A 21,165-nucleotide genomic window follows, 5' to 3' on the forward strand; every position below is an offset into this window, starting at 1 on the left:
CGACGTTGACGGGTCCGGGCGAGTGATCGCCCGGACCCAGAATGCTGGGAGGAAGCAGACCCGTGGCGAGTGATACGCAGGGACGTGGGCGGACGGCGGCGCGGCGGTCCAAGGATCCCGAAGGACGGATGTCCCTGGGGGAGCATCTGGTCGAACTGCGCAATCGCCTCGTGATCAGCGCTGTCGCCGTCCTGATCCTCTCGATCGTCGGCTGGTTCGTCTTCCCCTGGGTCTTCGAAGCGCTGAAACGGCCCTTCGTGCTCGCCGCCGCCCAAGGCATGCAGGCTGAGCTGAACTTCCAGGGCGTGGGCACGGGATTGAACGTCCGTCTGCAGATGTCCGCCTACACGGGCCTGCTGCTGTCCTCACCGATCATCATGCTCCAGGCCTGGCTGTTCGTCATGCCGGGCCTGCACAAGAACGAGCGCCGCTATGCCATGGGGTTCTTCGGGGCCGCGGTCCCGCTGTTCTTCCTGGGCTGCGTCGCCGGCTACTGGGCCGTGAACCAGCTGGTTCCCGTCCTGCTCAGCTTCACGCCCGACTCAGAAGAAGTCCAGCAGCTGATCAAGTACGACGAGTACCTGGCCATGCTCGTCAAGACCATGCTCGCCTTCGGCATCGCCTTCGTGATGCCGGTGGTGCTGGTGCTGCTGAACTTCCTCGGCATCCTCCGGGGACGCACCATGCTCAAGGCCTGGCGCTGGGTGATCTTCCTCAGCTTCGGCTTCACGGCGGTCATGGTGCCGACACCGGAGCCGTTCACACTGATCGCGATGTCGCTCGCGATCGCGAGCCTGTTCTTCGGTGCTGTGGCCATCGCGATCCTCCACGACCGCCGCCAGGACAAGCGCAGCGGGGACGAGGATCTCGCCGACGACGAAGCCAGCCGCCTCGATGATGAGGTGGAGCCGATCGACGGCCCCTCGGACCTCGATGATGCGGACGGCCGGTGAGCAGACTCCGGGTGGGGCTGCTCTCGAACCCGACTGCGGCCCGCGGCGCGGCACATCGGGTGGGACGGCAGGTCGGCCACCTGCTGCGCCTGGCCGGTATCTCGGTCGTCGACCTCTCCGGCCCCTCGGCCCATGTGGCCCGGGCTCGCGCTGAGGAAGTTCGGGACACTCTCACGGCGCTCGTGGTCGTCGGAGGTGACGGCACCGTCTCCCTGGGTGCGGAGATCGTCGCCGGCAGCCCGGTACGGCTCGGCATCGTCCCCGCCGGGAGCGGGAACGACTTCGCCCGCGCGCTGGGGCTGCCTGCCAATGATCCCGAGGAGTCCACGCGAGCGCTGCTGCACGCCCTGTCCCGGCCGGTGGTCGCGATCGACGCGATCGAGATCGTCGCCGCCGGGGAGCACGCGCTGCCGCATCGCTCGCTGGCTCTGGGCAACGTCAACCTCGGTTTCGACGCCCTGGTCAACGCGCGGGCCAACGGTTCCAAGCGCGGGCACACCGTGCGGTACACCACGGCCGTGATGCGCGAGTTCTCCGCGTTCAAGCCGTTCCCGTACTGGCTCGAGGTCGACGGAGGCGAGCGCACGGCTCTGGATGCCACCGTCCTCACGCTCTGCAACACGGGCGTCTACGGTGGGGGGATGCAGATGGTGCCCGAGGCCCGCGTCGACGACGGGTCCCTGGAGCTGCTCACCATCGAGGGACTCGGCCGCGCCGATCTCCTGCGCTTCTTCCCCCGCGTCTTCCGGGGCACCCACACGTCGCTCGACGGGGTGGGGATCCGCCCGGTCCGCGACGTGACGATCGGGCTCCGCCATGGGCGCGCGCTGCGCGCCTATGCCGACGGTGAGCCCCGCTCCCTGCTGCCCATCACGGCCCGGGTGCTGCCCGGTGCCGTGCGACTGCTCGCCGACCTCTCGGCCTCGCGCGCCGGGGAGGCGAGCACCGGCGAAGGAATCTCGTGACCTCACCGAATCAGCCCCACAGCCCGAGTTCACCGGCTCCGCAGGACGGGGCACCGGCTCCGGCCGGCGCGCCCACGCCGTCGCAGCAGCCCTCGCCATCGGAGCAGTACGCGAGGTGGGCGGCCGAGAAGAGGCTCGCCGCCTCCGAACTCGGTGCTTTCACCCGCCGGTACCCCTTCGACCTCGACGACTTCCAGCTCGAGGGCTGCCGGGTCCTGGAGGATGGCAGCTCTGTGCTGGTGGCCGCTCCGACCGGCGCCGGCAAGACCGTCGTCGGCGAGTTCGCCGTGCACCTCGCGATCGCCCGCGGGCGCAAGGTGTTCTACACCGCTCCGATCAAGGCGCTGTCGAACCAGAAGTTCGGCGAGCTGGTCGACTGGCTCGGCCACGACCGGGTAGGACTGCTCACGGGCGACACCTCGATCCGGCCCGACGCCGATGTCGTGGTGATGACGACCGAGGTGCTGCGCAACATGCTGTACGCGGACTCCTCGCTCCTGGAGGATCTGGGCTTCGTGGTGATGGACGAGGTCCACTACCTCGCCGACCGCCTGCGCGGGCCGGTGTGGGAAGAGGTGATCATCCACCTCGACCCCTCGGTGCAGCTGGTCGCCCTCTCAGCCACGGTCTCCAACGCAGAGGAGTTCGGCGCCTGGCTGCAGGAGGTCCGCGGCACCACCGAGATCGTCGTCTCCGAGACCCGGCCCGTCCCGCTGTGGCAGCACGTGGTGATCGGTGACGAACTGCTGGACCTCTTCGTCGACACCGAGGGCAGGCCGGTCGTCTCCCACGGCCCCGGCGCTCGCGGGCAGCGCCAGGTGAACCCGGAGATCGAGCGCGTCACCTCGTTCTCGCTGCCGGTGGACGAACGCTCCGGAGGCGGCCGCGGCCGATCACCGAGCGGACGCAAGGGCACGCGCGGGAGGCATCGTCCCCGCGGGTCCGGTCAGCACCGGCCCCCGCACAAGCGCGGCGGCCGCGGCGATCGCGGCGGCCCCCGAGGCGGCGGACGCGAAGGCAACCGCGGCGGACGCGACAGCGCAGGTGGCGCTGATCGCGGGTACGGCGGCATCCCGCGTCCGCTGCGACGCCCCGAGATCATCAGCCTGCTCGACGACGCCGCACTGCTGCCGGCGATCCTGTTCATCTTCTCCCGCGCGGGCTGCGAGGGCGCGGTCCAGCAGTGCGCGAGGGCCCGGCTGCGGCTGACCGACGACGAGGAGCGCCGCGAGATCCGTGCTGTCCTCGATGAGCGGCTCGAGGGGATCGGCGTCGAGGACGAGGAGGTCCTGGGGATCGCTGCGTTCCGGCGCGCCGTCCTGGATGGCTACGCCGCCCATCATGCCGGGATCCTGCCCCTGCTGAAGACCGTGGTCGAGGAGCTGTTCGCGCGCGGCCTGGTCAAGGTCGTCTTCGCCACCGAGACCCTGGCGCTGGGCATCAACATGCCCGCCCGCTCCGTCGTGCTCGAGAAGCTGGTGAAGTTCAACGGCGTCGAGCACGCCGATCTGACACCGGGGGAGTACACGCAGCTGACCGGCCGTGCCGGCCGTCGCGGTATCGACACCGAGGGCCACGCCATCGTGGTCGCCGGGCCCGGGTTCGACGCGGATGCCGTCGGCTCACTGGCCTCACGGCGCACCTACCCGCTGCACTCCGCGTTCCGCCCCACGCCGAACATGGCGGTCAACCTGCTGGACCGGTTCGATCTCTCCCGGGCCCGCGAGAGCCTCGAGATGAGCTTCGCCCAGTTCCAGGCCGACCGTTCCGTGGTCGGGCTCGCCCGCCGCGCCCGCGAGCTCGAGGACACCGCCGAGTCGTATCGGGAGGCCATCACCTGCGATCACGGTGATCTGCTCGAGTACGCGAGCATCCAGGAGCGCATCGCCGAGCGGGAGAAGTCCCTCTCCCGCGCCCGGTCCGCGGCGCAGCAGGACCGTACCCGCTCGGTGCTCGGCGGGCTGCGCCGAGGCGAGATCATCGCGCTGCCCGGCGGCAAGCGCCGCGGCTACGGCGTGGTCCTGGACGTGGACCGCTCCGTGCTCGGGGGGCCGCAGATCGATCTGCTGGACACCGAGGGCCGCCGCCGCAGCCTGCGCCCGGGAGACGTGAAGTCCCCGCCGGCGGTCATCGACAGCTTGCGTCTGCCCCGTCCCGAGGCGCTCGGCAGCGGCAAGGTCCGCAAGGACACCGCCGCGGCTCTGCGTCAGCGTCTGGCCGGGCACGATGATGACGCCCGCCGGGAAGTGCGCCGGCGGGCGGAGCGCCCGCCGTCCACCGCCGCGACCGATGAGACCCTGCTCCGGCTGCGGGAGGAGCTGGCCGCGCACCCCTGCGGCGACTGCCCGGATCTCGCCTCGCACCTGCGCTGGGTGGGTCGCTGGCGGAAGGCCCGCACCGACCTCGAGGGCGTCCAGCGGCGCATCCAGGGCCGCACCAGCTCCCTGGCCCGCCAGTTCGATCGCCTGGCCGATCTGCTGGTCGAGCTGGGCTACCTGGCACGGACGAGCGAGGGCGCGGACGGGACGGAGGACCGCGACGATCCAGCACACCCCGAGGCCGCGGACAGTCCCCCGGACCGCGGGGACGCGCACCAGTCCGGTGAGTTCGGGCAGACGCGGGAGGAGACGCTGCGGCCGACGACCAGTGGGCTGCGGCTGCGGCGGCTGTTCAGCGACCGTGACCTCCTGATCGCGGAATGCCTGGAGCACGGGGCCTGGACCGGGCTGGACCCCGCCGGTCTGGCTGCAGTGGTCTCCGCCGCGGTGCATGAGGCCCGCCGGGACGACCGGGCCCCGGAGGTCATCGACGATCCCGCGGTCGACGCCGCGCTGGCGGCCTCCGCCCGGATCGCGGCCGAGCTCCAGAGCGCGGAGTCGCGCCACGGCATCGATCCCACCCCGCCGCCGGATCCGGCGGTCGCGGCGATCGTGCACCGATGGGCCCGCGGGGCGCATCTCGCGGCCGCCCTGGACGGCAGCGATCTGCCTCCCGGGGACTTCGTGCGCCATTGCCGGCAGGTCATCGATCTGCTCGACCAGCTCACCGCCGACGAGCGCCTCGGAGCGATCGCGCGTGCCGCCATCCAGGGAGTGCGACGCGGGCTGGTCGCCCAGGAGATCGATCGATGAGCGTTCTCCCAGGTGCGCACGAGACCCTGGAGCGCGTGACCGAGAACGACCGCACCGCGACCGACCGTGCCGCTCCCGTGCTCTACACCGGGATCGTCCTCTACAGCGCCCAGGATCCCGAGGCCGCCGCGATGCTGGTGGCGGACGGACTGATCGCGTGGACGGGCCCGGAGGACACGGCGCGCCGGATCCACGACGGCGCCGACGTGGTGGACGCGACGGGCTGTCTGGTCACCCCGGGGTTCGTCGACGCCGCGGCGACCTCGGACGGCACGGCGCCGGATCCCGCCGGGGACGCCGAGGCCGCTGCACGAGGGATCGTGCTTCGCCTGCCCGGTCCCACGGGGGAGCGGGACGGGGTGCGCGTCATCGCCCCGGTCGCCGAGAGCGCCGACTACCTCGACCTGCTGGCCGCGGGCGTCCCGCTGGCCTTCGGCTCCGCGGGACGCAGCGATGCCGCCGACCCCTGGGACTGGGTCCGAGCCGCCGCCCGCCACAGCCCGGCCGCGCAGCGCATCAGCGACCGCGCCGCCTTCCTCGCCGCCACCCGCGGTGGGCAGCGCGTCGCCGGCCGCCGGCATCCCGGATCCCTGCAGACCGGTATCGAGGCCACGTTCGTCCTCTGGGAGCCGTGGGACCTCACGGTGCAGTCGCGCGCCGAGCGCGTCGAGACCTGGTCCACGGACCCGCGCTCGCGCACCCCGCTGCTGCCGGACCTGGACCAGGGGACGCCCCGCGCCCTGCGCACGGTGGTCGGTGGCATCGTGGTCCACGACCGCCTCGAGCAGGTCCTGGGATGACGGCGACCACCCGAGCCCCCGCCGCAGCAGCGTCCCGGGGGCGCACTCGCGACGACTTCGACCCCACGCCGTGGCCGGCGGCTCTGGTGTGCGGCGTCGCCGGTGGCGGCTGCGCCCTGCTGGCGTTCCCTCCCTACGGGATGTGGATGCTGCTGCCGGTGGCGATCGCGCTGCTGTCCGCGGGCCTGCTGGTGCGTTCGATCTGGGTGGCGACGCTGGTCTCGTTCGCCTGGGGCCTCGCCTTCTTCATCCCGCTGACCGTCTGGGCGGACACCTACGCGGGCACCATGCCGTGGATCGCACTGGGCATCTTCGAGGCGCTCTACATCGTCGTCTTCGGTCTGCTCGCCCGCACGGTGATGCTCCGCCGCGGCCTGACCGTCGCCTCCGCGATCGTGGTCGCCGCGCTGTGGACGGGCGTGGAGAGCCTGCGCAGCCACGTGCCGTGGGGAGGACTTCCGTGGGGGTCCAGCGCCTTCGCGCTGCAGGACTCGCCGCTGCTGAACCTGGGGCCCTGGATCGGGGTGCCCGGGCTCGCCTTCACCGTCGCCCTGCTGGGACAGATGGTGCTGCACGGTGCGCTGTCGCTGACGGGACGCCGGCACCGGGGGCTGATCGGATTCTCCGGCGTGTGGCCGCTCGCGGTCGCCGTCGCCGCGATCCTCTCGACCGTGGTGGTCCCGTTCCCCGTCAACCGTGCCCCTGCGGACCGCCCGACGATGGCGATCGGCGGCATCCAGGGGTCGATGGACCGGATCGACCCGGCCACGCTGGCGATGCCGGAGGACGTCTTCGACAACCACCTCTCGGTCACGCAGGACACCATCGACCAGGCGGAGGCCTCCGGGAACGAGCTCGATCTCCTCGTGTGGCCCGAGGACTCCACCGGCTACGACCCGCGGCAGGATCCGTCGCTGGCCCAGCAGCTCACCGAGGCCTCGGCGGCCGCGGACGCCCCCATCCTCATCGGCACCCAGACGGCCGTCGGCGAGACCGAGCGCCTGAACCAGTCGGTGCTCTACACGCCCGACGGCTCCTCGCCCTACGTGTACTCCAAGCGCCATCCGGTCCCCTTCGGGGAGTACATCCCGTACCGCGACTTCTTCCGGACCTTCAGCGACAAGGTCGACCTGGTCTCCCGCGACATGATCCCGGGGGAGGAGGTCGGCACGATGGACCTGGCGGCCCTCGGTCAGGGGCAGGACACCGCCGGCGTCCTGATCTGCTTCGAGATCGCCTACGACGGCCTGGTCCGGGACGTCGTCCGGGACGGCGCCGAGGTCATCGTGGTCCAGTCCAACAACGCCCTGTTCGGCGATTCCCACGAAGCGATACAGCAGCTCGCCGAGGCGAAGGTCATGGCTGTCGTCTCCGGCCGCAGCGTCGTCCACGTCTCGACCGTCGGCCACTCGGCGATCTACACGCCGGAGGGCCGCCGGCTCGACTTCGTCGACCACTGGGACCAGGGCTCCGTGGTCGCTGATGTCCCGCTGCGCACGGGCATCACCCCCGCCGTGGCGGCGGGCCCGTGGATAGCCATCGGGATCTCCGCCCTCGGCGCGGCCGGGTTCCTCGCCGCGCTCACGAGCCGTCGGCGGGCGCTGGCGCCGTCGCGCGGCCGCGGCGGGAGCCGGCGCGGGAGGGACGGATGAGCCCGCGCGGGTCGGATCCGGGCCCGCGGCCATCGACCGCACCGCTGCCGCCCTCCCTCGTCGTGATCCCCACCTACGACGAGCGCACGGCGCTGCCCGGCACGCTGGCGCGGCTGCGGGAGGCGGTGCCCGCGGCCCATGTGCTGGTGGTCGATGACTCGTCCCCGGACGGCACGGGCGAATGGGCCGACGCCGTCGCTCGCGAGGACGACCACGTCCACGTGCTCCACCGAGCGGGCAAGGAGGGACTCGGCCCCGCCTATCTCGCAGGCTTCCGGTGGGGGCTGGAGCGCGGCTATCAGCAGCTGGTGGAGATGGACGCCGACGCCTCCCACCGGCCCGAACAGCTTCCGTCGCTGCTGGAGGCCGTGCGCCGGGGCGCGGATCTCGCCATCGGGTCCCGCTGGGTACCGGGGGGCCGCGTCCATGACTGGCCGCTGACCCGCCTCCTGCTCTCGCGGGGAGCGAACCGCTACGTCCGGGTGCTGATGGGACTGGGCGTGCACGACGCGACCGCCGGTTTCCGGGTCTTCCGCGCAGAGCTGCTCGAGCGGATCGTGGCGGGGCGCATCGCCTCGCAGGGGTACTGCTTCCAGGTGGACATGACCCGGCGGGCCCGGGACGAGAGGGCGGTGATCTGCGAGGTGCCCATCGATTTCGACGAGCGGACGGAGGGCGCGAGCAAGATGTCGCCGCGCATCGTCCGGGAGGCTCTGGTGCTGGTCACGCTCTGGGGGCTGTCACGGCGCACCCAGCAGCTATTCGGACGCCTGCGCTAGCCTGGATCCCTCCGGTGGACGCCGGATGGGACGAAGGAAGGGAAACCGCGTGAGCACTCCATCGAGTACGTCGCCGCGGAAGACCTCGCGGTCGTGGCTGGGTACGCTGCTGCCGATCGCGATCGTGGTACTGGGCCTTGCCGAGCTCGCCATCCTCGTCCTGATCGGGGTCAACTCGAGCCTGTGGTGGTCGGTGCTGATCATCGCCGTGGGCTGGGTCATCGCCGTCGCCCTGCTGGTGGCCGCCGGCCAGCAGTCGGCCGTGCGGCTGCGGTCCCTGGTGCGCGCTGTGCGCGGCCGGGGAGACGTCCAGGACCACCTCTCGCGTCCTGCCTTCACGATGCTCGCGGCCTTGTTCTTCTTCTTCCCCGGCATCCTCACCGATCTGCTGGGAATCGTGCTGCTGTTCACGCCGGTCCAGCGCCGTTCGGTCAAGGCGATGGGTCTGGGCAGCGGCTCCGACGGAGCTCGCAGAGTCCTCTACCGGCGCACCGGCAACGGCGTGATCGACGGGGAGATCATCCTCGAGGCCGAGAAGACGGAGCGCTCCTCACGGAACACCGCGCACGGCGCGGGCGCGGGCGATCCGGCCACCCGCCGTGACGGTCCGCCGCCCACGATCACCCAGGACTGAATTCGGCGGTTCGCGCGCCCATGCGGCGTCGGCGAGCCCTGCACCCTGGCGGGTCGAGCCGGCCACCCAGCACACTGTCGGCTCGGGTCGGCCAGCACACTGTCGGCTCGGGTCGCGGCCAGCACACTGTCGGCTCGGGCCCGCCACCCGGAACGTCGGCTCGGGCCCGCCACCCGGAACCGCGTGCCTGCGCCCCCGCCCCGCCGATCGGCGGGACGGGGGCGCAGGGGCGTATCGGACGGGCCTGGGACCCTCAGAGGTTGCGGCGCTGGTGGAGCTTGCCGGCACGCAGCAGCTCCAGGCGCTGGTCCAGGAGGACCTGGAGCTCCTCCTCGCTGCGACGCTCCAGGAGCATGTCCCAGTGGGTGCGCACGGGCTTGCCGGGCTTCGCCTCGGGCTTGTCGTGGTCACGGAGCACGGCCGAAGCGCCGCAACGGCACTCCCACGCGCCGGGCACATCGGCCTCGACCGAGAACGGGAGCACGATCGTGTGGCCGTTGGGGCAGTCGTAGATCGCCTCCTGGCGCGGTGCGGCGAGGACGCCCTCGTCGGTCTCCATGGAGAGGGAGCCCAGTCGGGTGCCTCGCAGGCTGCGGCTGTTCATGCGGTTCTCGCTTCCTGCCGGGGGATGGTGGTTCGGGCGGAGTGCCGCCCGGGAGGTCTTAAGGGGTCAACGCCCCGGGGGCCGGGATTGTTCCCGACCGGCACGGTTCCGGGGTGCTCGCGCCGCGATGGCTGGTGACCTGTGGTCACTCGCCGTCGAGCAGCTCCGAGAGCACGTCGACGCGATTGGTGATGATACCATCCACGCCGCTGGCCAGCAGATTCTGCATGGTCACACGGTCATTGACCGTCCACACATGCACCTCGCACCCGACGCGATGGGCCGCGGCGATGTTGGCCGGGGTGGCCACCGGCAGACCCTTGTAGCTCAGGGGGACCTGGAGAGCACCGTACGAGGCGAGCAGGCGGCGGATGACCGCGTCGGGCGCCTCGACGGCGCGTGCGGCGTAGAACGAGGCGACGGTGCGGCGGGCCGGGCTGCGCACCGGCGTCACCCCGGTGGACGCGCGCACCGTGGCCACGGCCTTGCGCGCCACGGACTCGTCGAAACCGCCCAGGCAGATCCGGTGCGCACTGCGGGTGCGGGCGATCGCCGCAACAGCGGGCCCGATCGCCGAGGACGCCTTGATGTCGACGTTGACCGGGACGTCGACGAACGTTCCCAGCACGTCCTCGAGCATCGCCAGCGGCTCATCGCCGGCCAGGCGCACGGAGCCGGCCTCGTGGGCCGTCAGCTGGTCGATCCGGCGCGGGTCACCGGCGACCCGCTGCAGATCTTCGTCGTGGACGGTGAGAGCCAGCCCGTCGGCAGTGGCCCGTACGTCGGTCTCGAGCATGTCGGCTCCCGCCTCCAGCGCGGCCTCGAAGGCACGCAGGGTGTTCTCGGCGCCGTCCGGCGCGAACCCACGGTGGGCGATGCGGCGCGGGCGCCGCCCGGGCAGGAACCGGGAGCCCGTCACCCTGCGCCGGTCATTGCTCCTGCTGGTCGATGAGGGCATCCTCTTCCTCCTCGTCGTGGCCCCGCCGCCGGGTCCGTTGCCGGAGGCGGGCGCGGTGGTCGCGGGTACGGTCACGCTTGCTGTAGGCGGCCTCGTCGGTCCCGTCAGCCTCGTCGGCCTCGAGATCCTGCAGTGCACGCCGGGTGCGATAGATCAGGGCAGCGGGGAAGAGCAGGGCGAAGACCCACCACTGGACGGCATAGGAGAGGTGGGATCCCAGCGAGGTATCCGGGGACGGGAGACTCTCCGGACGCGGTGCGGAGGGGCTCTCCGACACGAGCTCCCCGTAGGCCGTCCTGACCAGCGAGGTCCCGTCGTCAGGGAGGACCCCCGCGATCTGCGGCGGATTGACCGAATGTACCTGTCCCGGGGGCATCTCGCGGTCCAGGACCGGTTCGGCAGGGCGCAGCCGCACGGTGATCGTCCGCTCTCCCTCGGGCACCGGCGGCGGATCGGCCGGGCTGGACTCCTCACTGTGCGATTCGACCCAGCCGCGCACGACGAGCAGCGAGGTGCCGTCGTCGGCGCGGAACGGGACCAGCTGCCAGAAGCCGACATGCCCGGAGAGCTGGCGGTTGCGGACATACAGCACGCAGTCCGGTTCGGCGCAGTAGCTGCCGCGCATCTGCACCGGGGTCCAGTCCGCATCGGACGCCAGGGCGGCGTCGGGCTCCGGAAGCACCTGTTCGAGGGGGACCGGGGCGGCCTCGTAGTTCGTCTCGACCACGGCCGCCTGATCGCGGCGGTCCTCGAAGCGACCGTACTGCCAGAATCCCAGCGCCACACATATCGCCGCGGCGAGCACGACCACGACCAGGCCGATCAGGGTCTCGCGGCCGAGGAGCACGCGCCGACGTGCCGACCCCCGGTTCATCCGGCCCAGGACGCGGACGCGCTGGCGCCCGCGGCTCCCTCCGCCCCGATCATGGCGTGCGGCAACCCGGTCGCGCCGGGGACATGCATCGCGCCGTCGAGATACCCGGCCGCCCCGGAGACCATCTCCGGGAGGTCCTCGATCGCGAAGTCGACCAGCAGCACGAACATGACCGCGGTCAGTGCGGCCAGCACGAAGCCGAGCGCGGTGACGGTGATCGTCACTCCGAGGCGAAGCCGCGGGCGGTCCTTGACGGGCTTGGCGGGCGGGAACCCGTAGTCCTCCTGTTCGAGGTGGTTCTCGGCCCACATTCCCGGGTTGATCACCGAGACCGGATACGCCTCCACGCGCTGACGCGGCCGAGCCCCACTGGCCGGGACGTCCTCCGAGTCCTGCAGTGGAGCCTCATCCCTGCCGCTCTCCTTCCCGGTCAGCCACAAGCGCCATCCGGCCGGCACCGGCCCCCAGTCGGGCTGGGGCCGGAAGTCGGCCGGCGGGGTCCACTCCTCGTGGGGCGGCTCCGGCCAGTTCGGCGGAGGGTTGAAGCGCGTGCTCACGCAGGGACGTCCCAGGTGTATACGTCGGTGTAGTTGTTGTACTCGAGCTTCATGCCGCCGGCCCGCTTGGCATCGAAGAGGAGCTTGACGGTGTATTCCTCACCGGCCTGGAACTCGTAGGAGCTGTCGTAGTCGAGACCCGACTCGTCCAGCCCGTAACTCGCGGAGGCGGCGGAGATGTTGCCGCCGTACGGCGTGGTGACCGCGAGGCCGTAGCTCGGGAATTCCATGGCCCCTTCGGTGACAGTCATCTTCGCCGTCACGACGAGGTACTCACTGTTCTCGCCCGCCTCGACAGTGCCGCCGTACATGCTGGGGAGATCTTCGGGCGGAAGCCACTCCATGTCGACAGCGAGGGTTCCCGAACCGTTCTCGCCGGTGACTTCCTTCTCCTCGGCGTCGGAGCTGATGGTGGGAAGGGGAGTGGTCGGATCCGGGGATGCCGCCCCTCCGCCTTCCTCCTCCGTGGGGCTCTGCCCGTCCGTGGGGCTCTCCTGATCGGTGGCGGTCTCCTGCGACGACTCCTCGCTGGGGCTGCCGCCCGCATCTGGACCGGAGTCCCGGAGGCTGAAGAACGCGACGCCGGCGATGGCGGCGATCAGGGCGGCGATGAGGAGCAGGACGATGCATCCGACCCACCAGAACCGGGCGATGACGCCCTTCTGGGGCTTCTCGCCCGGTGCTGTGGTCGCTGTCCAGCCAGAGCCGGTGTCGTCGCCCGGCGCACCACTCGCTGAACTCGGACCAAAGCCCTGGCTCGGCGACGGCTGGCCGTAGCCCTGGTTCGGCGAGGCCTGACCATAGCCCTGGCTCGGCGACGACTGATCGTAGCCCTGATCCGGCGAGGCCTGACCATAGCCCTGGCTCGGCGACGGCTGGCCGAAGCCATTGTCGGCACCACCCTGAGCGGGGCCGCTCTGGGCGCCGTATGCGGCGGCGCCACCGGCCGGCCCCGCTGCCGCGGCGGACCCGCCACCGTGGTCCTGCGAGGCTCCGCCCGTGCTGTCGCCGGCACCTGCGTAGGCATCATCGCCGGAGACGGGCCCGGCGCTCTCGTACGGCGTCTGCTGCGCCAGGTCCGAGTCGAGATCGGGGCCCGTGTACTCAGCGGTCTCGGAGCCCGACCCCGAGGACTCGCCCGCCTCCGGGCCCGTTCCGTCGTCCGTCGCGGATCCATCACCGGAGACGGCGTCGTCGGGCTGAGCGGAGCCCGCCACCCGCGTCGCGTCGTCGGCCGGATCCACCGGACCGCCGGCCTGGCCGGAGCCCGCCACCCGCGTCGCGTCGTCGGCCGGATCCACCGGACCGCCGGCCTGGCCGGAGCCCGCCAGCCGCGTCGCGTCGTCGTCTGAGCCCACCGGGCCGTACTGCGCACGGCGACCGCTCACCCGAGTGCCGTCATCGGGGGCTGTCCCCCCGGGCTGCTGGGCGGGAGCGGCGACACGAGTCGCCTCATCCTCCGCGCCAGCGCCGGTGTCGGCGGCGGGGGTATTCTGCACGTCCTGATCGGCCGGCTCCACGGGCGGTTCCTCGAGAGACGCGGCCTCCTCCGGCTCCGGTGCGCCGGTTGCCGTCTCCGCGCCAGAAGCCTCCGGGCGCGAGTCCGCACCGGTACCGCCGCGCGCCGCATGGGCTCCCGAGCCGTCCGAGGCCGGTGCCGGCTCAGCGGCTCCGGTGGCGGGTCCCGAAGAGCCGACGCGGGTGGCGTCCTCGTCGAGCGGTGCCTCATCCTCCAGCGAGGCTCCTTCCTCGGGAGCGGATGCTTCCTGCTGGGATGCCGGAGCACCGCCGGCCGGCTCGTCCTGGCCCGAGGCCGCCTCACCCGGACCTGCTTCGATCCAGAAGTTCCACCCCTCGGGAGCGGGGCCCCACGACGGGTCCGGCTGCCATCCCGGCGGTGGGGTCCAGTTCGGGTCCTCGATCGGCCAGTTGGGCGGAGGGTTGAAGCGATATGCCATCTGGTAGCACCTTCCGGAGGCTGACGTTCCTGGACGGGCTTCCCCCGAGGATCCCGACACTGTCTCGCCCCGTATCGTAGAGCACGCCCGCCCCACGAGGCCTGCTGTCTCCAGTGGACGGGCCGTGCATGCCCACGACGCCTGCGGGGCAGCACTCCGCACGTCCTCTCAACTGATTTCGCAGCAAGGAGCCACGATGACCGACGCCACCCCCGAGCCGCGCAGTGTCCTGATCACCGGTGGGAACCGGGGCATCGGACGATCCATCGCGGAGGAGTTCCTCCGCCGCGGCGACAAGGTGGCCGTGACCAGCAGGTCCGGTGAAGGCGGTCCTGATGGTGCCCTCACCGTCGGCGCCGACGTTACCGACGGCGACAGTCTCGATGCGGCGATCAAGGCCGCTGAGGAGGCTCACGGCCCCATCGAGGTGCTGGTGGCCAACGCCGGGATCACGGATGATCAGCTGCTGATGCGGATGAGTGACGACTCCTTCGAGTCGGTGCTGGACACGAACCTCACCGGTTCATTCCGCACCGTCAAGCGCGTCATCAAGTCCATGATCCGCAAGAAGAAGGGCCGCATCGTGCTGATCAGCTCCGTGGTGGGCCTGTACGGCTCTCCCGGACAGGTCAACTACGCGGCCTCGAAGTCGGGCCTCATCGGCATCGCCCGTGCGCTGACCCGTGAGCTCGGCTCCCGGGGCATCACGGCCAACGTGGTCGCCCCCGGCTACATCGACACCGAGATGACCCAGGCGCTGTCCGAGGACCAGCAGTCCACCTACCGTGCGGCGATCCCGGCGGGACGGTTCGCCGAGCCGGACGAGGTGGCCCGCGTGGTGGCCTTCGTCGCCAGCGACGACGCCGCCTACATCTCCGGCGCCGTGATCCCGGTCGACGGTGGTCTCGGCATGGGACACTGATCCGCATCCGGATCGACTGCAGACCCTCGAACAAAGGCGTGAACGTACCCCCATGTCATCCTCCGACCCCGACTCCCGCCTGCTGCTGCTGATGCGCCACGGCAAGGCGGACAGCGGTTCCGGACAACCGGACCATGAGCGTCCGCTCGCCGAGCGGGGACGGTCCCAGGCGCGGCTGGTGGGGGAGTACCTCGAGTCGCAGAACGTCCGGGTCTCCCGCGTGCTGGTCTCGGACGCACTGCGCACGACGCAGACGTGGGACGCCGTGCGGGCCGCGATGCCCGACTTCGACGGCAAGGTCACCCTCCACGAGGACATCTACAGCGGCGGTGCGGGCGAGGTGCTCTCCCTGCTGCACGACGTCAAGGACAAGCATCCCGTGGTGATGGTCGTCGGGCATGAGCCGACGATGGCCTCGCTGGTCTCACTACTGGCCGGCGACGACTCAGACCCGGGATCGGTCGCCCAGGCGCGCATCGGGATGCCCACCGGCGGAATGGGCGTCCTCTCGGGCGATCTGGCGCACTGGGATCAGCTCGAGGAGAAGACGCTGACGCTGCACACCATCGTGCGGCCCTGACCTTCAGCTCCGGGCGGTTGCCTCCAGGTGCGGCCACGCATCCAGCAGCGATTCGCCGTCCAGGATCACGTCGGCCACCTCGCGCAGCGCCGGCTTCGCCCGGAACGCGATCCCGGTGCCGGCCGCCCTCAGCATCTCGCGGTCGTTGGCGCCGTCGCCCATCGCCACCACGCGGGAGGCGGGGATCGCGTAGTTTTCGGCGAGCTGCTCGAGGGTGCGGCGCTTCGCGGCCCCGTCGATGATCGGCCCGGCCACGTTCCCGGTGAAGCGCCCCTGGACCGTCTCGAAGCGGTTGGCGAGCACGTGATCGACGCCGGCTGAGGCGGCCAGCTCGTCGATCACCTCGTGGAACCCGCCGGAGACGAGAGCGATCTTCCAGCCGGCGGTCTTCGCGCGGTCGACGAGCTCGAGCACTCCGGGCGTTGGCTCCAGCACGTCGCGCACCTGCGCGAGCACGGACTCGTCGAGTCCCTCGAGCAGCGCCACCCGCGCGCGCAGCGACTGGGAGAAATCGAGCTCTCCGCGCATCGCGGCGGCGGTGATCTCCTCGACCCGGTCGCGCACTCCCGCATGGTCGGCCACCAGCTCGATGACCTCCTGGGTCAGGAACGTCGAGTCGACATCGGAGACCAGGAGCCCGGCCACCTCGGTGGCCGGCGAGGCGTGCGTGGTCGGCGAGGCCTCCGCGCTCACGGCTCGATGACCGTTCCCTTGCCGATCACGGTGATCCCCGAGTCGGTGACGACCCAGCCGCGGGCGCGGTCGGCCTCCGGATCCAGCCCGATCTGCGTGCGCGGCGGGACCACGATGTTCTTGTCGAGGATCGCGCGGTGGATCTGGCTGTGGCGGCCCACGGAGACACCGTCCATGATCACCGAGTCCGAGACCGTCGACCACGAGTTCAGCCGCACCCCGGGCGAGACCACCGAGTTCGAGATCTGCGATCCGGAGACGACCACTCCGGGGGAGATGATCGAATCGACCGCGGTGCCCACGCGCCCCGGACCGGCGTGGACGAACTTCGCCGGCGGCACCGTGCGGTGACCGGTGAACGTCTGCCACGCGTCGTTGTACAGGTTGAACACCGGGTGGATAGCGATCAGGTCCATGTGGGCGTCGTAGAACGCGTCCAGGGTCCCGACGTCGCGCCAGTAGTCGCGGTCGCGGTCGGTGGAGCCGGGGACATCGTTGTGGATGAAGTCGTAGACGCCGGCCGCCTGCTGCTGGACGAAGTAGGGCACGATGTCGCCGCCCATGTCGTGCTTGCTGGAGTCGTCCTGCGCGTCCCGGGTGACGGCCTCGACCAGCGCGTCGGCGGTGAAGATGTAGTTGCCCATCGAGGCGAGGATGGAGCCGGGATCATCGGCGAGCCCCTCGGTCTGGGTCGGCTTCTCGACGAACGCCTTGATCGCCGTCGGGTCCGACGGGTCGGTCTCGATCACGCCGAACTGGTCGGACTGGTCGATGGGCTGACGGATCGCGGCGACCGTGCAGGGCCTGCCGGATTCGATGTGAGCATCGAGCATCTGGGAGAAGTCCATGCGATAGACATGGTCGGCGCCGACGACGACCACGTAATCCGGCTTCTCCTCGTGGATGAGGTTCAGGGACTGGTAGATCGCGTCGGAGGAGCCGCGGTACCAGTGCTTGCCCATACGCTGCTGCGCGGGCACGGGAGCGACGTAGTTGCCCAGCAGGGAGCTCATACGCCAGGTGGAGGCGATGTGCTTGTCCAGGGAGTGCGACTTGTACTGCGTCAGCACCACGATGCGCAGGTACCCGGAGTTGACGATGTTCGACAGGGCGAAGTCGATCAGACGATAGATGCCGCCGAAGGGTACGGCGGGCTTGGCCCGGTCGAGGGTCAGGGGCATCAGCCGCTTCCCCTCGCCGCCGGCGAGAACGATGGCGAGGACCTTCTTGGACGACATGGTGCGAGGATAGTCCAGACGTGGCAGCCATCACGCCGGGACCGGCACAATGGGACGCTCGAGGCGCTGGGCCCGAGCAGAGAGGGAGTCCGAGATGCGCGTGGATCTGCTCACCAAGGAGTATCCGCCGGAGGTGTACGGCGGCGCCGGGGTGCACGTGGCCGAGCTGACCCGGGTGCTGCGACCCCATATAGACGTCCGTGTGCGCGCATTCGGCGCCCAGCGGGACGAGCCCGGCACCTCCTCGTACGCCGCCCCTGTCGAGCTCGAGGGTGCCAACGCCTCCCTGACCACGCTGGGGACGGACCTGCTGATCGCAGCGGACTGCGCCGGGGCGGACCTGGTCCACTCCCACACCTGGTACGCCAACTTCGCCGGGCACATGGCCTCGCTGCTGCACGGCATGCCGCACGTGCTCTCCGCGCATTCGCTCGAGCCGCTGCGGCCGTGGAAGGCGGAGCAGCTCGGCGGCGGGTACCGGGTCAGCTCGTTCGCCGAGCGCACCGCCTACGAGGGCGCCGCCGGAGTGATCGCCGTCTCCGGCGGGATGCGCGAGGACATCCTGCGCGCCTACCCCACGGTCGACCCGGCACGGGTCCACGTCGTCCACAACGGCATCGACATCGAGCAGTGGGCGCCGAATCCGGAGACCTCCGCGCTGACCTCCCGCGGCATCGACCCGGAGGCGCCGACGATCGTGTTCGTCGGCCGCATCACCCGGCAGAAGGGGCTTCCCTACTTCCTGCGCGCGGTGCGCGACCTGCCCGCCGATCACCAGGTGGTCCTGTGCGCCGGCGCGCCGGACACCGCAGAGATCGCCGCGGAGGTCAACGACCTGGTGAGCCAGCTCGCGGCGGAGCGGGGGAACGTCCATCTGATCTCCGAGCACCTGCCCCGCCATGAGCTCACCCAGGTCCTCACCCACGCGACCACCTTCGTGTGCCCGAGCGTGTACGAACCGCTGGGCATCGTGAATCTCGAGGCGATGGCCTGCGGCACCCCCGTGGTCGCCTCCGCCACCGGCGGGATCCCCGAGGTCGTGGCCGACGGGGAGACCGGGTACCTGGTGCCGATCGATCAGGTCGGCGACGGCACGGGCACCCCGGTCGACCCGGACCGCTTCGTCGCCGACCTCACCGAGGCACTGACCCGGATGCTCGCCGATCCTGCGCGAGCGAAGCAGATGGGGGAGGCCTCCCGCCGGCGCGCTTCGGAGCACTTCTCGTGGACCTCGATCGCCGAGCGCACGCTGGACGTCTACCGGACTGTGCTCGCACAGCGGCGCTGAGGGCTGCTCTGGGCGGACGGAGCGGTCGGAGCGGACGGAGCGATCGGTGTCTGTCTGGCCGCCCGACCGCCACGGCGCCTCGGAGGGCGGCGACCGGTCGTGGTCAGCCCATCTCCGCGGCCACGATGCGCTCGACCGCTTCCACGAGCGCACCCCGGGCGACATCGTGGAGCTCGTCCAGCAGTCCGCGTCGTGCCAGGGCCTCCGAGAGATGCACGGTGTGGCCCGAGCCCTCGTCGATCTCCGAGCGGGTCAGGATCAGCGTGCGAGCCGCGAGCACCAGCAGGTGTGCCGCGCTGTCGTCGACATGGCGGGGGAGCGCGGTCGAGGTCCATGTCGGCGGGATCCGCGCGGACTCGACCGGTTCGTCGGGCACCAGGTCCAGGTCGATGCTCCCCTCGGCCACGCGGCGCATGGCGCGCAGCAGCTCCTCCCGGGCGTGCCCCGAGGTGGCGGCCGGGGTGACCTGCGAGCCCACGGGGGCGTCGAAGCGCTCCCAGGTCACGGCGTGGACCATGCCGCCCGGATCGGTGACCGGCGCGACCGTGGGAATCAGGGTGTGGTCGGCGATCCCGGCGCCGGTGACCACGATCGCCTGTTCAGATTCGAGGGCAGCCGGGAGAGCCGCCGGGGGGCCGACCAGGCCGGCGATACGGCCGGGCACGGGGAGCACCAGCCGCAGCTGCGCCAGGGGCAGCCGTCGCAGCCCGGTCATCCAGGTGAAGAGGTCCTCGCCTCCGTCCCCGGGCCCGCTGCGCCCGACGCCGTAGCTCATCTCGGCGGCGTCATCGGGGCCGAGGTTCCCGCGCAGGTAGGCGGAGGCCCACAGCATCAGCACGGCGGCGCGGGGAAGGGCGACGAGATCCCGGGCCGACGGTCCCGCCGCGCTCATGCGGCACCCTCCTGGAGGGGGACGAACACCGCGCGGCCCGCCGTCGCCTCGACGGACTCCAGCCGCACGCGGACGACCTCGCCCATCTCGGCGTCCATCGGCACCCAGGCGGTGACCGGCGGGTCGGTCAGCTGGACCTCGACCCGGGTCGGCGTCGCGGTGCCGCCGTCGCCGGATCCGCTCGCCTCCCGGCGCTCGATCACGGCGGCCTCGAACGTCTCGCCCTCGAAGGCCGCCAGCGCCGCGGTCTCGACCAGGTCGATCGCCCGCCGTTCCAGCTCGCCCGCCGTCGAGCCCGTGCAGCGCATGGCATCGGGGATCTGCCCGAGGGCGGCGAGCAGCTCCGGTTCCGGCCGGCGCCCCTGGACATGCGCGTGGCACACCAGCAGCACGAAGCGGTCCACCAGCCGGCGCAGCGGCGCCGTGGTGTGTGCGTACGGGGCGGCGATCGCGGCCTGGGCAGGATCCTCGGGGATCTCCTCCCTGCTCGTGAAGGCCGCGTAGTCGGCGCCGCGGAACAGGGAGGTGGCCTGGTTCAGCAGAGCGAGGTGGGCCGGTTCGCGCCAGTCCAGGGAGCGCAGGTACTCCCCGTAGGCCTGGTCGTGGCGCCAGGGGACGCCGAGGATCTCGCTCTGGCGTCGGAAGCGATCGATTGCCCGCTGCTGTGCCGGTGGCATGGTGCGCAGGATCCCCGCGCCGTGCTCCAGCATCAGCTGGGCAGCGGCCATCCCGGTCATCAGCGAGATCTGTGCGTTGGCGTCCTCGATGGGGCGGGGGCGGCGCCAGGTCAGTCGTACCAGGTCGCCCTCGGCGATGATCTCCTGCTCGGGCACGTTCAGACTTGCGCCTCCGCGGTCCGCCTCGCGCTGGGCGCGCAGCTCGCCGATCTCCTGCAGCAGGGTCATCGTGGGGTGGCCCGTGCCCTGGTCGAGATCGTCCTGGACCCGGTCGTAGCTGAGCTTCTCGATCGACCGCACCTGCGAACGCTCCAGGTCGATGCGCTGGATCTCGCCGTCGGCATCGAGATCGAGCACCCAGACGAAAGCCGGCGTGCTCTGCCCGGGAAGCAGCGAGGCGGCGCCCTCGGAGAGCACCTCGGGGTGCAACGGGATCCGACGATCGGGGAGATAGACGGTCTCCCCGCGGCGCCGCGCCTCGTGATCGAGCGGACTGTCGAGCTCGACGAACGCGGGCACGTCGGCGATGGCGTACAGCACCCGGAAACCCTCGCCCCGGCGTTCTAGATGCATCGCCTGGTCGAGGTCCGTGGAGCTTTCCGGATCCAGGGTCACGAACGGGACACCGGTGCGGTCGGTGCGCTCGGCGCCGGCGATGTCGCGGGCCGCTGCGCGCTCCGCGTCGGCCAGAACGTCGGCGGGGAACTCCAGGGACAGGTTCTCGCCGTAGGTGCTGAGCAGGGCGTCGATGCCCTCGCGGATCACAGCGGCCGCGACCGACCCTCGCGGGGCGTGCACAGAGACGGGGCGGTGCGGCACATCGACCTCCTGGATCGGCGGTTCGGGCGCGGTCAGTCTAGAGGTCACGCGCGCTCCATACGCGGCCGCGGATCGGGCGCGATCGTCGAGGGTGCGAGCGCGTGCACATGCCCCTGCATGAGGGGCGGCACGTGAGCACTCCGACGTCTCGAACCGGCGCCGGCGCGTCACGTGGGCACGGATCCGGACGA

General features: G+C 71.3%; 19 protein-coding genes. 10 read left to right on the plus strand and 9 right to left on the minus strand.

Translation table 11 applies throughout. The features are described from left to right. The first annotated feature begins 128 nt into the window (after positions 1 to 128). Genes tatC through ACFQRJ_RS03360 form a run of 7 tightly spaced genes read left to right on the plus strand, consistent with a single transcriptional unit; the run spans position 129 to position 8,914 of the window. Complete coding sequence (tatC, locus tag ACFQRJ_RS03330) at positions 129 to 953, plus strand: twin-arginine translocase subunit TatC (RefSeq protein WP_377017008.1); 825 nt, start codon at positions 129 to 131, stop codon at positions 951 to 953. Next, positions 950 to 1,918: a diacylglycerol/lipid kinase family protein gene (locus ACFQRJ_RS03335; protein ID WP_377017010.1), complete on the plus strand. Its 969-nt coding sequence runs from the start codon at positions 950 to 952 to the stop codon at positions 1,916 to 1,918. The genes tatC and ACFQRJ_RS03335 overlap by 4 nt, the downstream gene beginning before the upstream one ends. Next, entirely contained in the window at positions 1,915 to 5,049 is a 3,135-nt protein-coding gene (locus ACFQRJ_RS03340; RefSeq protein ID WP_377017012.1) for a DEAD/DEAH box helicase, read from the plus strand. Before ACFQRJ_RS03335 ends, ACFQRJ_RS03340 begins: the two co-directional genes overlap by 4 nt. Continuing rightward, positions 5,046 to 5,849 (plus strand): hypothetical protein, encoded by an 804-nt coding sequence (locus ACFQRJ_RS03345; RefSeq protein ID WP_377017014.1) that lies wholly within the window; start codon positions 5,046 to 5,048, stop codon positions 5,847 to 5,849. The genes ACFQRJ_RS03340 and ACFQRJ_RS03345 overlap by 4 nt, the downstream gene beginning before the upstream one ends. After that, the gene (gene lnt / locus ACFQRJ_RS03350; RefSeq protein ID WP_377017016.1) at positions 5,846 to 7,501 is read left to right on the plus strand and encodes an apolipoprotein N-acyltransferase; all 1,656 of its coding nucleotides are present in this window, start codon (positions 5,846 to 5,848) and stop codon (positions 7,499 to 7,501) included. Before ACFQRJ_RS03345 ends, lnt begins: the two co-directional genes overlap by 4 nt. Beyond that, positions 7,498 to 8,280, plus strand: a complete 783-nt coding sequence (locus ACFQRJ_RS03355) for a polyprenol monophosphomannose synthase (RefSeq protein ID WP_377017018.1) — start codon at positions 7,498 to 7,500, stop codon at positions 8,278 to 8,280. Before lnt ends, ACFQRJ_RS03355 begins: the two co-directional genes overlap by 4 nt. A 49-nt stretch (positions 8,281 to 8,329) precedes the next feature. Continuing rightward, positions 8,330 to 8,914, plus strand: coding sequence for an FxsA family protein (locus ACFQRJ_RS03360; protein ID WP_377017020.1), 585 nt, complete (start codon positions 8,330 to 8,332; stop codon positions 8,912 to 8,914). Between the two features lie 253 nt (positions 8,915 to 9,167). Here ACFQRJ_RS03360 and ACFQRJ_RS03365 read toward each other — a convergent pair whose 3' ends face one another. The 5 genes from ACFQRJ_RS03365 to ACFQRJ_RS03385 all read right to left on the minus strand — a co-directional run bounded on the left by ACFQRJ_RS03365 (position 9,168) and on the right by ACFQRJ_RS03385 (position 13,865). Beyond that, on the minus strand, positions 9,168 to 9,518 hold the full coding sequence (locus ACFQRJ_RS03365) for an RNA polymerase-binding protein RbpA (RefSeq protein ID WP_377017022.1): 351 nt from the start codon (positions 9,516 to 9,518) through the stop codon (positions 9,168 to 9,170). Between the two features lie 145 nt (positions 9,519 to 9,663). Further along, positions 9,664 to 10,476, minus strand: coding sequence for a glycerophosphodiester phosphodiesterase family protein (locus ACFQRJ_RS03370; RefSeq protein WP_377017024.1), 813 nt, complete (start codon positions 10,474 to 10,476; stop codon positions 9,664 to 9,666). Continuing rightward, on the minus strand, positions 10,448 to 11,350 hold the full coding sequence (locus ACFQRJ_RS03375) for an SURF1 family protein (RefSeq protein WP_377017026.1): 903 nt from the start codon (positions 11,348 to 11,350) through the stop codon (positions 10,448 to 10,450). The genes ACFQRJ_RS03370 and ACFQRJ_RS03375 overlap by 29 nt, the downstream gene beginning before the upstream one ends. Continuing rightward, a complete protein-coding gene (locus ACFQRJ_RS03380) occupies positions 11,347 to 11,907 on the minus strand; it encodes a hypothetical protein (RefSeq protein WP_377017028.1) in 561 nt (186 codons plus the stop codon). The genes ACFQRJ_RS03375 and ACFQRJ_RS03380 overlap by 4 nt, the downstream gene beginning before the upstream one ends. Then, complete coding sequence (locus ACFQRJ_RS03385) at positions 11,904 to 13,865, minus strand: hypothetical protein (protein ID WP_377017030.1); 1,962 nt, start codon at positions 13,863 to 13,865, stop codon at positions 11,904 to 11,906. The genes ACFQRJ_RS03380 and ACFQRJ_RS03385 overlap by 4 nt, the downstream gene beginning before the upstream one ends. Positions 13,866 to 14,061: 196 nt before the next feature. On the opposite strand from ACFQRJ_RS03385, the gene ACFQRJ_RS03390 reads away from it, so the two are divergent. Beyond that, positions 14,062 to 14,787, plus strand: coding sequence for a beta-ketoacyl-ACP reductase (locus ACFQRJ_RS03390; RefSeq protein WP_377017032.1), 726 nt, complete (start codon positions 14,062 to 14,064; stop codon positions 14,785 to 14,787). Positions 14,788 to 14,839: 52 nt separating this feature from the next. Beyond that, the gene (gene sixA / locus ACFQRJ_RS03395; protein ID WP_377017034.1) at positions 14,840 to 15,367 is read left to right on the plus strand and encodes a phosphohistidine phosphatase SixA; all 528 of its coding nucleotides are present in this window, start codon (positions 14,840 to 14,842) and stop codon (positions 15,365 to 15,367) included. A gap of 3 nt (positions 15,368 to 15,370) precedes the next feature. Here sixA and serB read toward each other — a convergent pair whose 3' ends face one another. Next, positions 15,371 to 16,060, minus strand: coding sequence for a phosphoserine phosphatase SerB (gene serB / locus ACFQRJ_RS03400; protein WP_377017036.1), 690 nt, complete (start codon positions 16,058 to 16,060; stop codon positions 15,371 to 15,373). Then, positions 16,057 to 17,298, minus strand: a complete 1,242-nt coding sequence (gene glgC, locus ACFQRJ_RS03405) for a glucose-1-phosphate adenylyltransferase (RefSeq protein ID WP_377017038.1) — start codon at positions 17,296 to 17,298, stop codon at positions 16,057 to 16,059. Before glgC ends, serB begins: the two co-directional genes overlap by 4 nt. 49 nt (positions 17,299 to 17,347) lie before the next feature. Here glgC and glgA point away from each other — a divergent pair, with 49 nt between their 5' ends. After that, entirely contained in the window at positions 17,348 to 18,586 is a 1,239-nt protein-coding gene (gene glgA / locus ACFQRJ_RS03410) for a glycogen synthase (RefSeq protein WP_377017040.1), read from the plus strand. A gap of 103 nt (positions 18,587 to 18,689) precedes the next feature. Here glgA and ACFQRJ_RS03415 read toward each other — a convergent pair whose 3' ends face one another. Then, entirely contained in the window at positions 18,690 to 19,478 is a 789-nt protein-coding gene (locus ACFQRJ_RS03415) for a hypothetical protein (RefSeq protein WP_377017042.1), read from the minus strand. Continuing rightward, entirely contained in the window at positions 19,475 to 21,022 is a 1,548-nt protein-coding gene (locus ACFQRJ_RS03420; protein WP_377017044.1) for an RNB domain-containing ribonuclease, read from the minus strand. Before ACFQRJ_RS03420 ends, ACFQRJ_RS03415 begins: the two co-directional genes overlap by 4 nt. Between the last annotated feature and the right edge of the window lie 143 nt (positions 21,023 to 21,165).

The organism is Brachybacterium sp. GCM10030252 (assembly GCF_042666535.1).
Lineage (GTDB): Bacteria > Actinomycetota > Actinomycetes > Actinomycetales > Dermabacteraceae > Brachybacterium.

Coding starts and splice junctions, on each gene's coding strand:
- tatC (WP_377017008.1), top strand. CDS start 129: ATGTCCCTGGGGGAGCATCTGGTCGAACTGCGCAATCGCCTCGTGATC.
- ACFQRJ_RS03345 (WP_377017014.1), top strand. CDS start 5,046: ATGAGCGTTCTCCCAGGTGCGCACGAGACCCTGGAGCGCGTGACCGAG.
- lnt (WP_377017016.1), top strand. CDS start 5,846: ATGACGGCGACCACCCGAGCCCCCGCCGCAGCAGCGTCCCGGGGGCGC.
- ACFQRJ_RS03355 (WP_377017018.1), top strand. CDS start 7,498: ATGAGCCCGCGCGGGTCGGATCCGGGCCCGCGGCCATCGACCGCACCG.
- ACFQRJ_RS03365 (WP_377017022.1), bottom strand. CDS start 9,518: ATGAACAGCCGCAGCCTGCGAGGCACCCGACTGGGCTCCCTCTCCATG.
- ACFQRJ_RS03370 (WP_377017024.1), bottom strand. CDS start 10,476: ATGCCCTCATCGACCAGCAGGAGCAATGACCGGCGCAGGGTGACGGGC.
- ACFQRJ_RS03375 (WP_377017026.1), bottom strand. CDS start 11,350: ATGAACCGGGGGTCGGCACGTCGGCGCGTGCTCCTCGGCCGCGAGACC.
- ACFQRJ_RS03385 (WP_377017030.1), bottom strand. CDS start 13,865: ATGGCATATCGCTTCAACCCTCCGCCCAACTGGCCGATCGAGGACCCG.
- ACFQRJ_RS03390 (WP_377017032.1), top strand. CDS start 14,062: ATGACCGACGCCACCCCCGAGCCGCGCAGTGTCCTGATCACCGGTGGG.
- sixA (WP_377017034.1), top strand. CDS start 14,840: ATGTCATCCTCCGACCCCGACTCCCGCCTGCTGCTGCTGATGCGCCAC.
- glgC (WP_377017038.1), bottom strand. CDS start 17,298: ATGTCGTCCAAGAAGGTCCTCGCCATCGTTCTCGCCGGCGGCGAGGGG.
- glgA (WP_377017040.1), top strand. CDS start 17,348: ATGGGACGCTCGAGGCGCTGGGCCCGAGCAGAGAGGGAGTCCGAGATG.
- ACFQRJ_RS03415 (WP_377017042.1), bottom strand. CDS start 19,478: ATGAGCGCGGCGGGACCGTCGGCCCGGGATCTCGTCGCCCTTCCCCGC.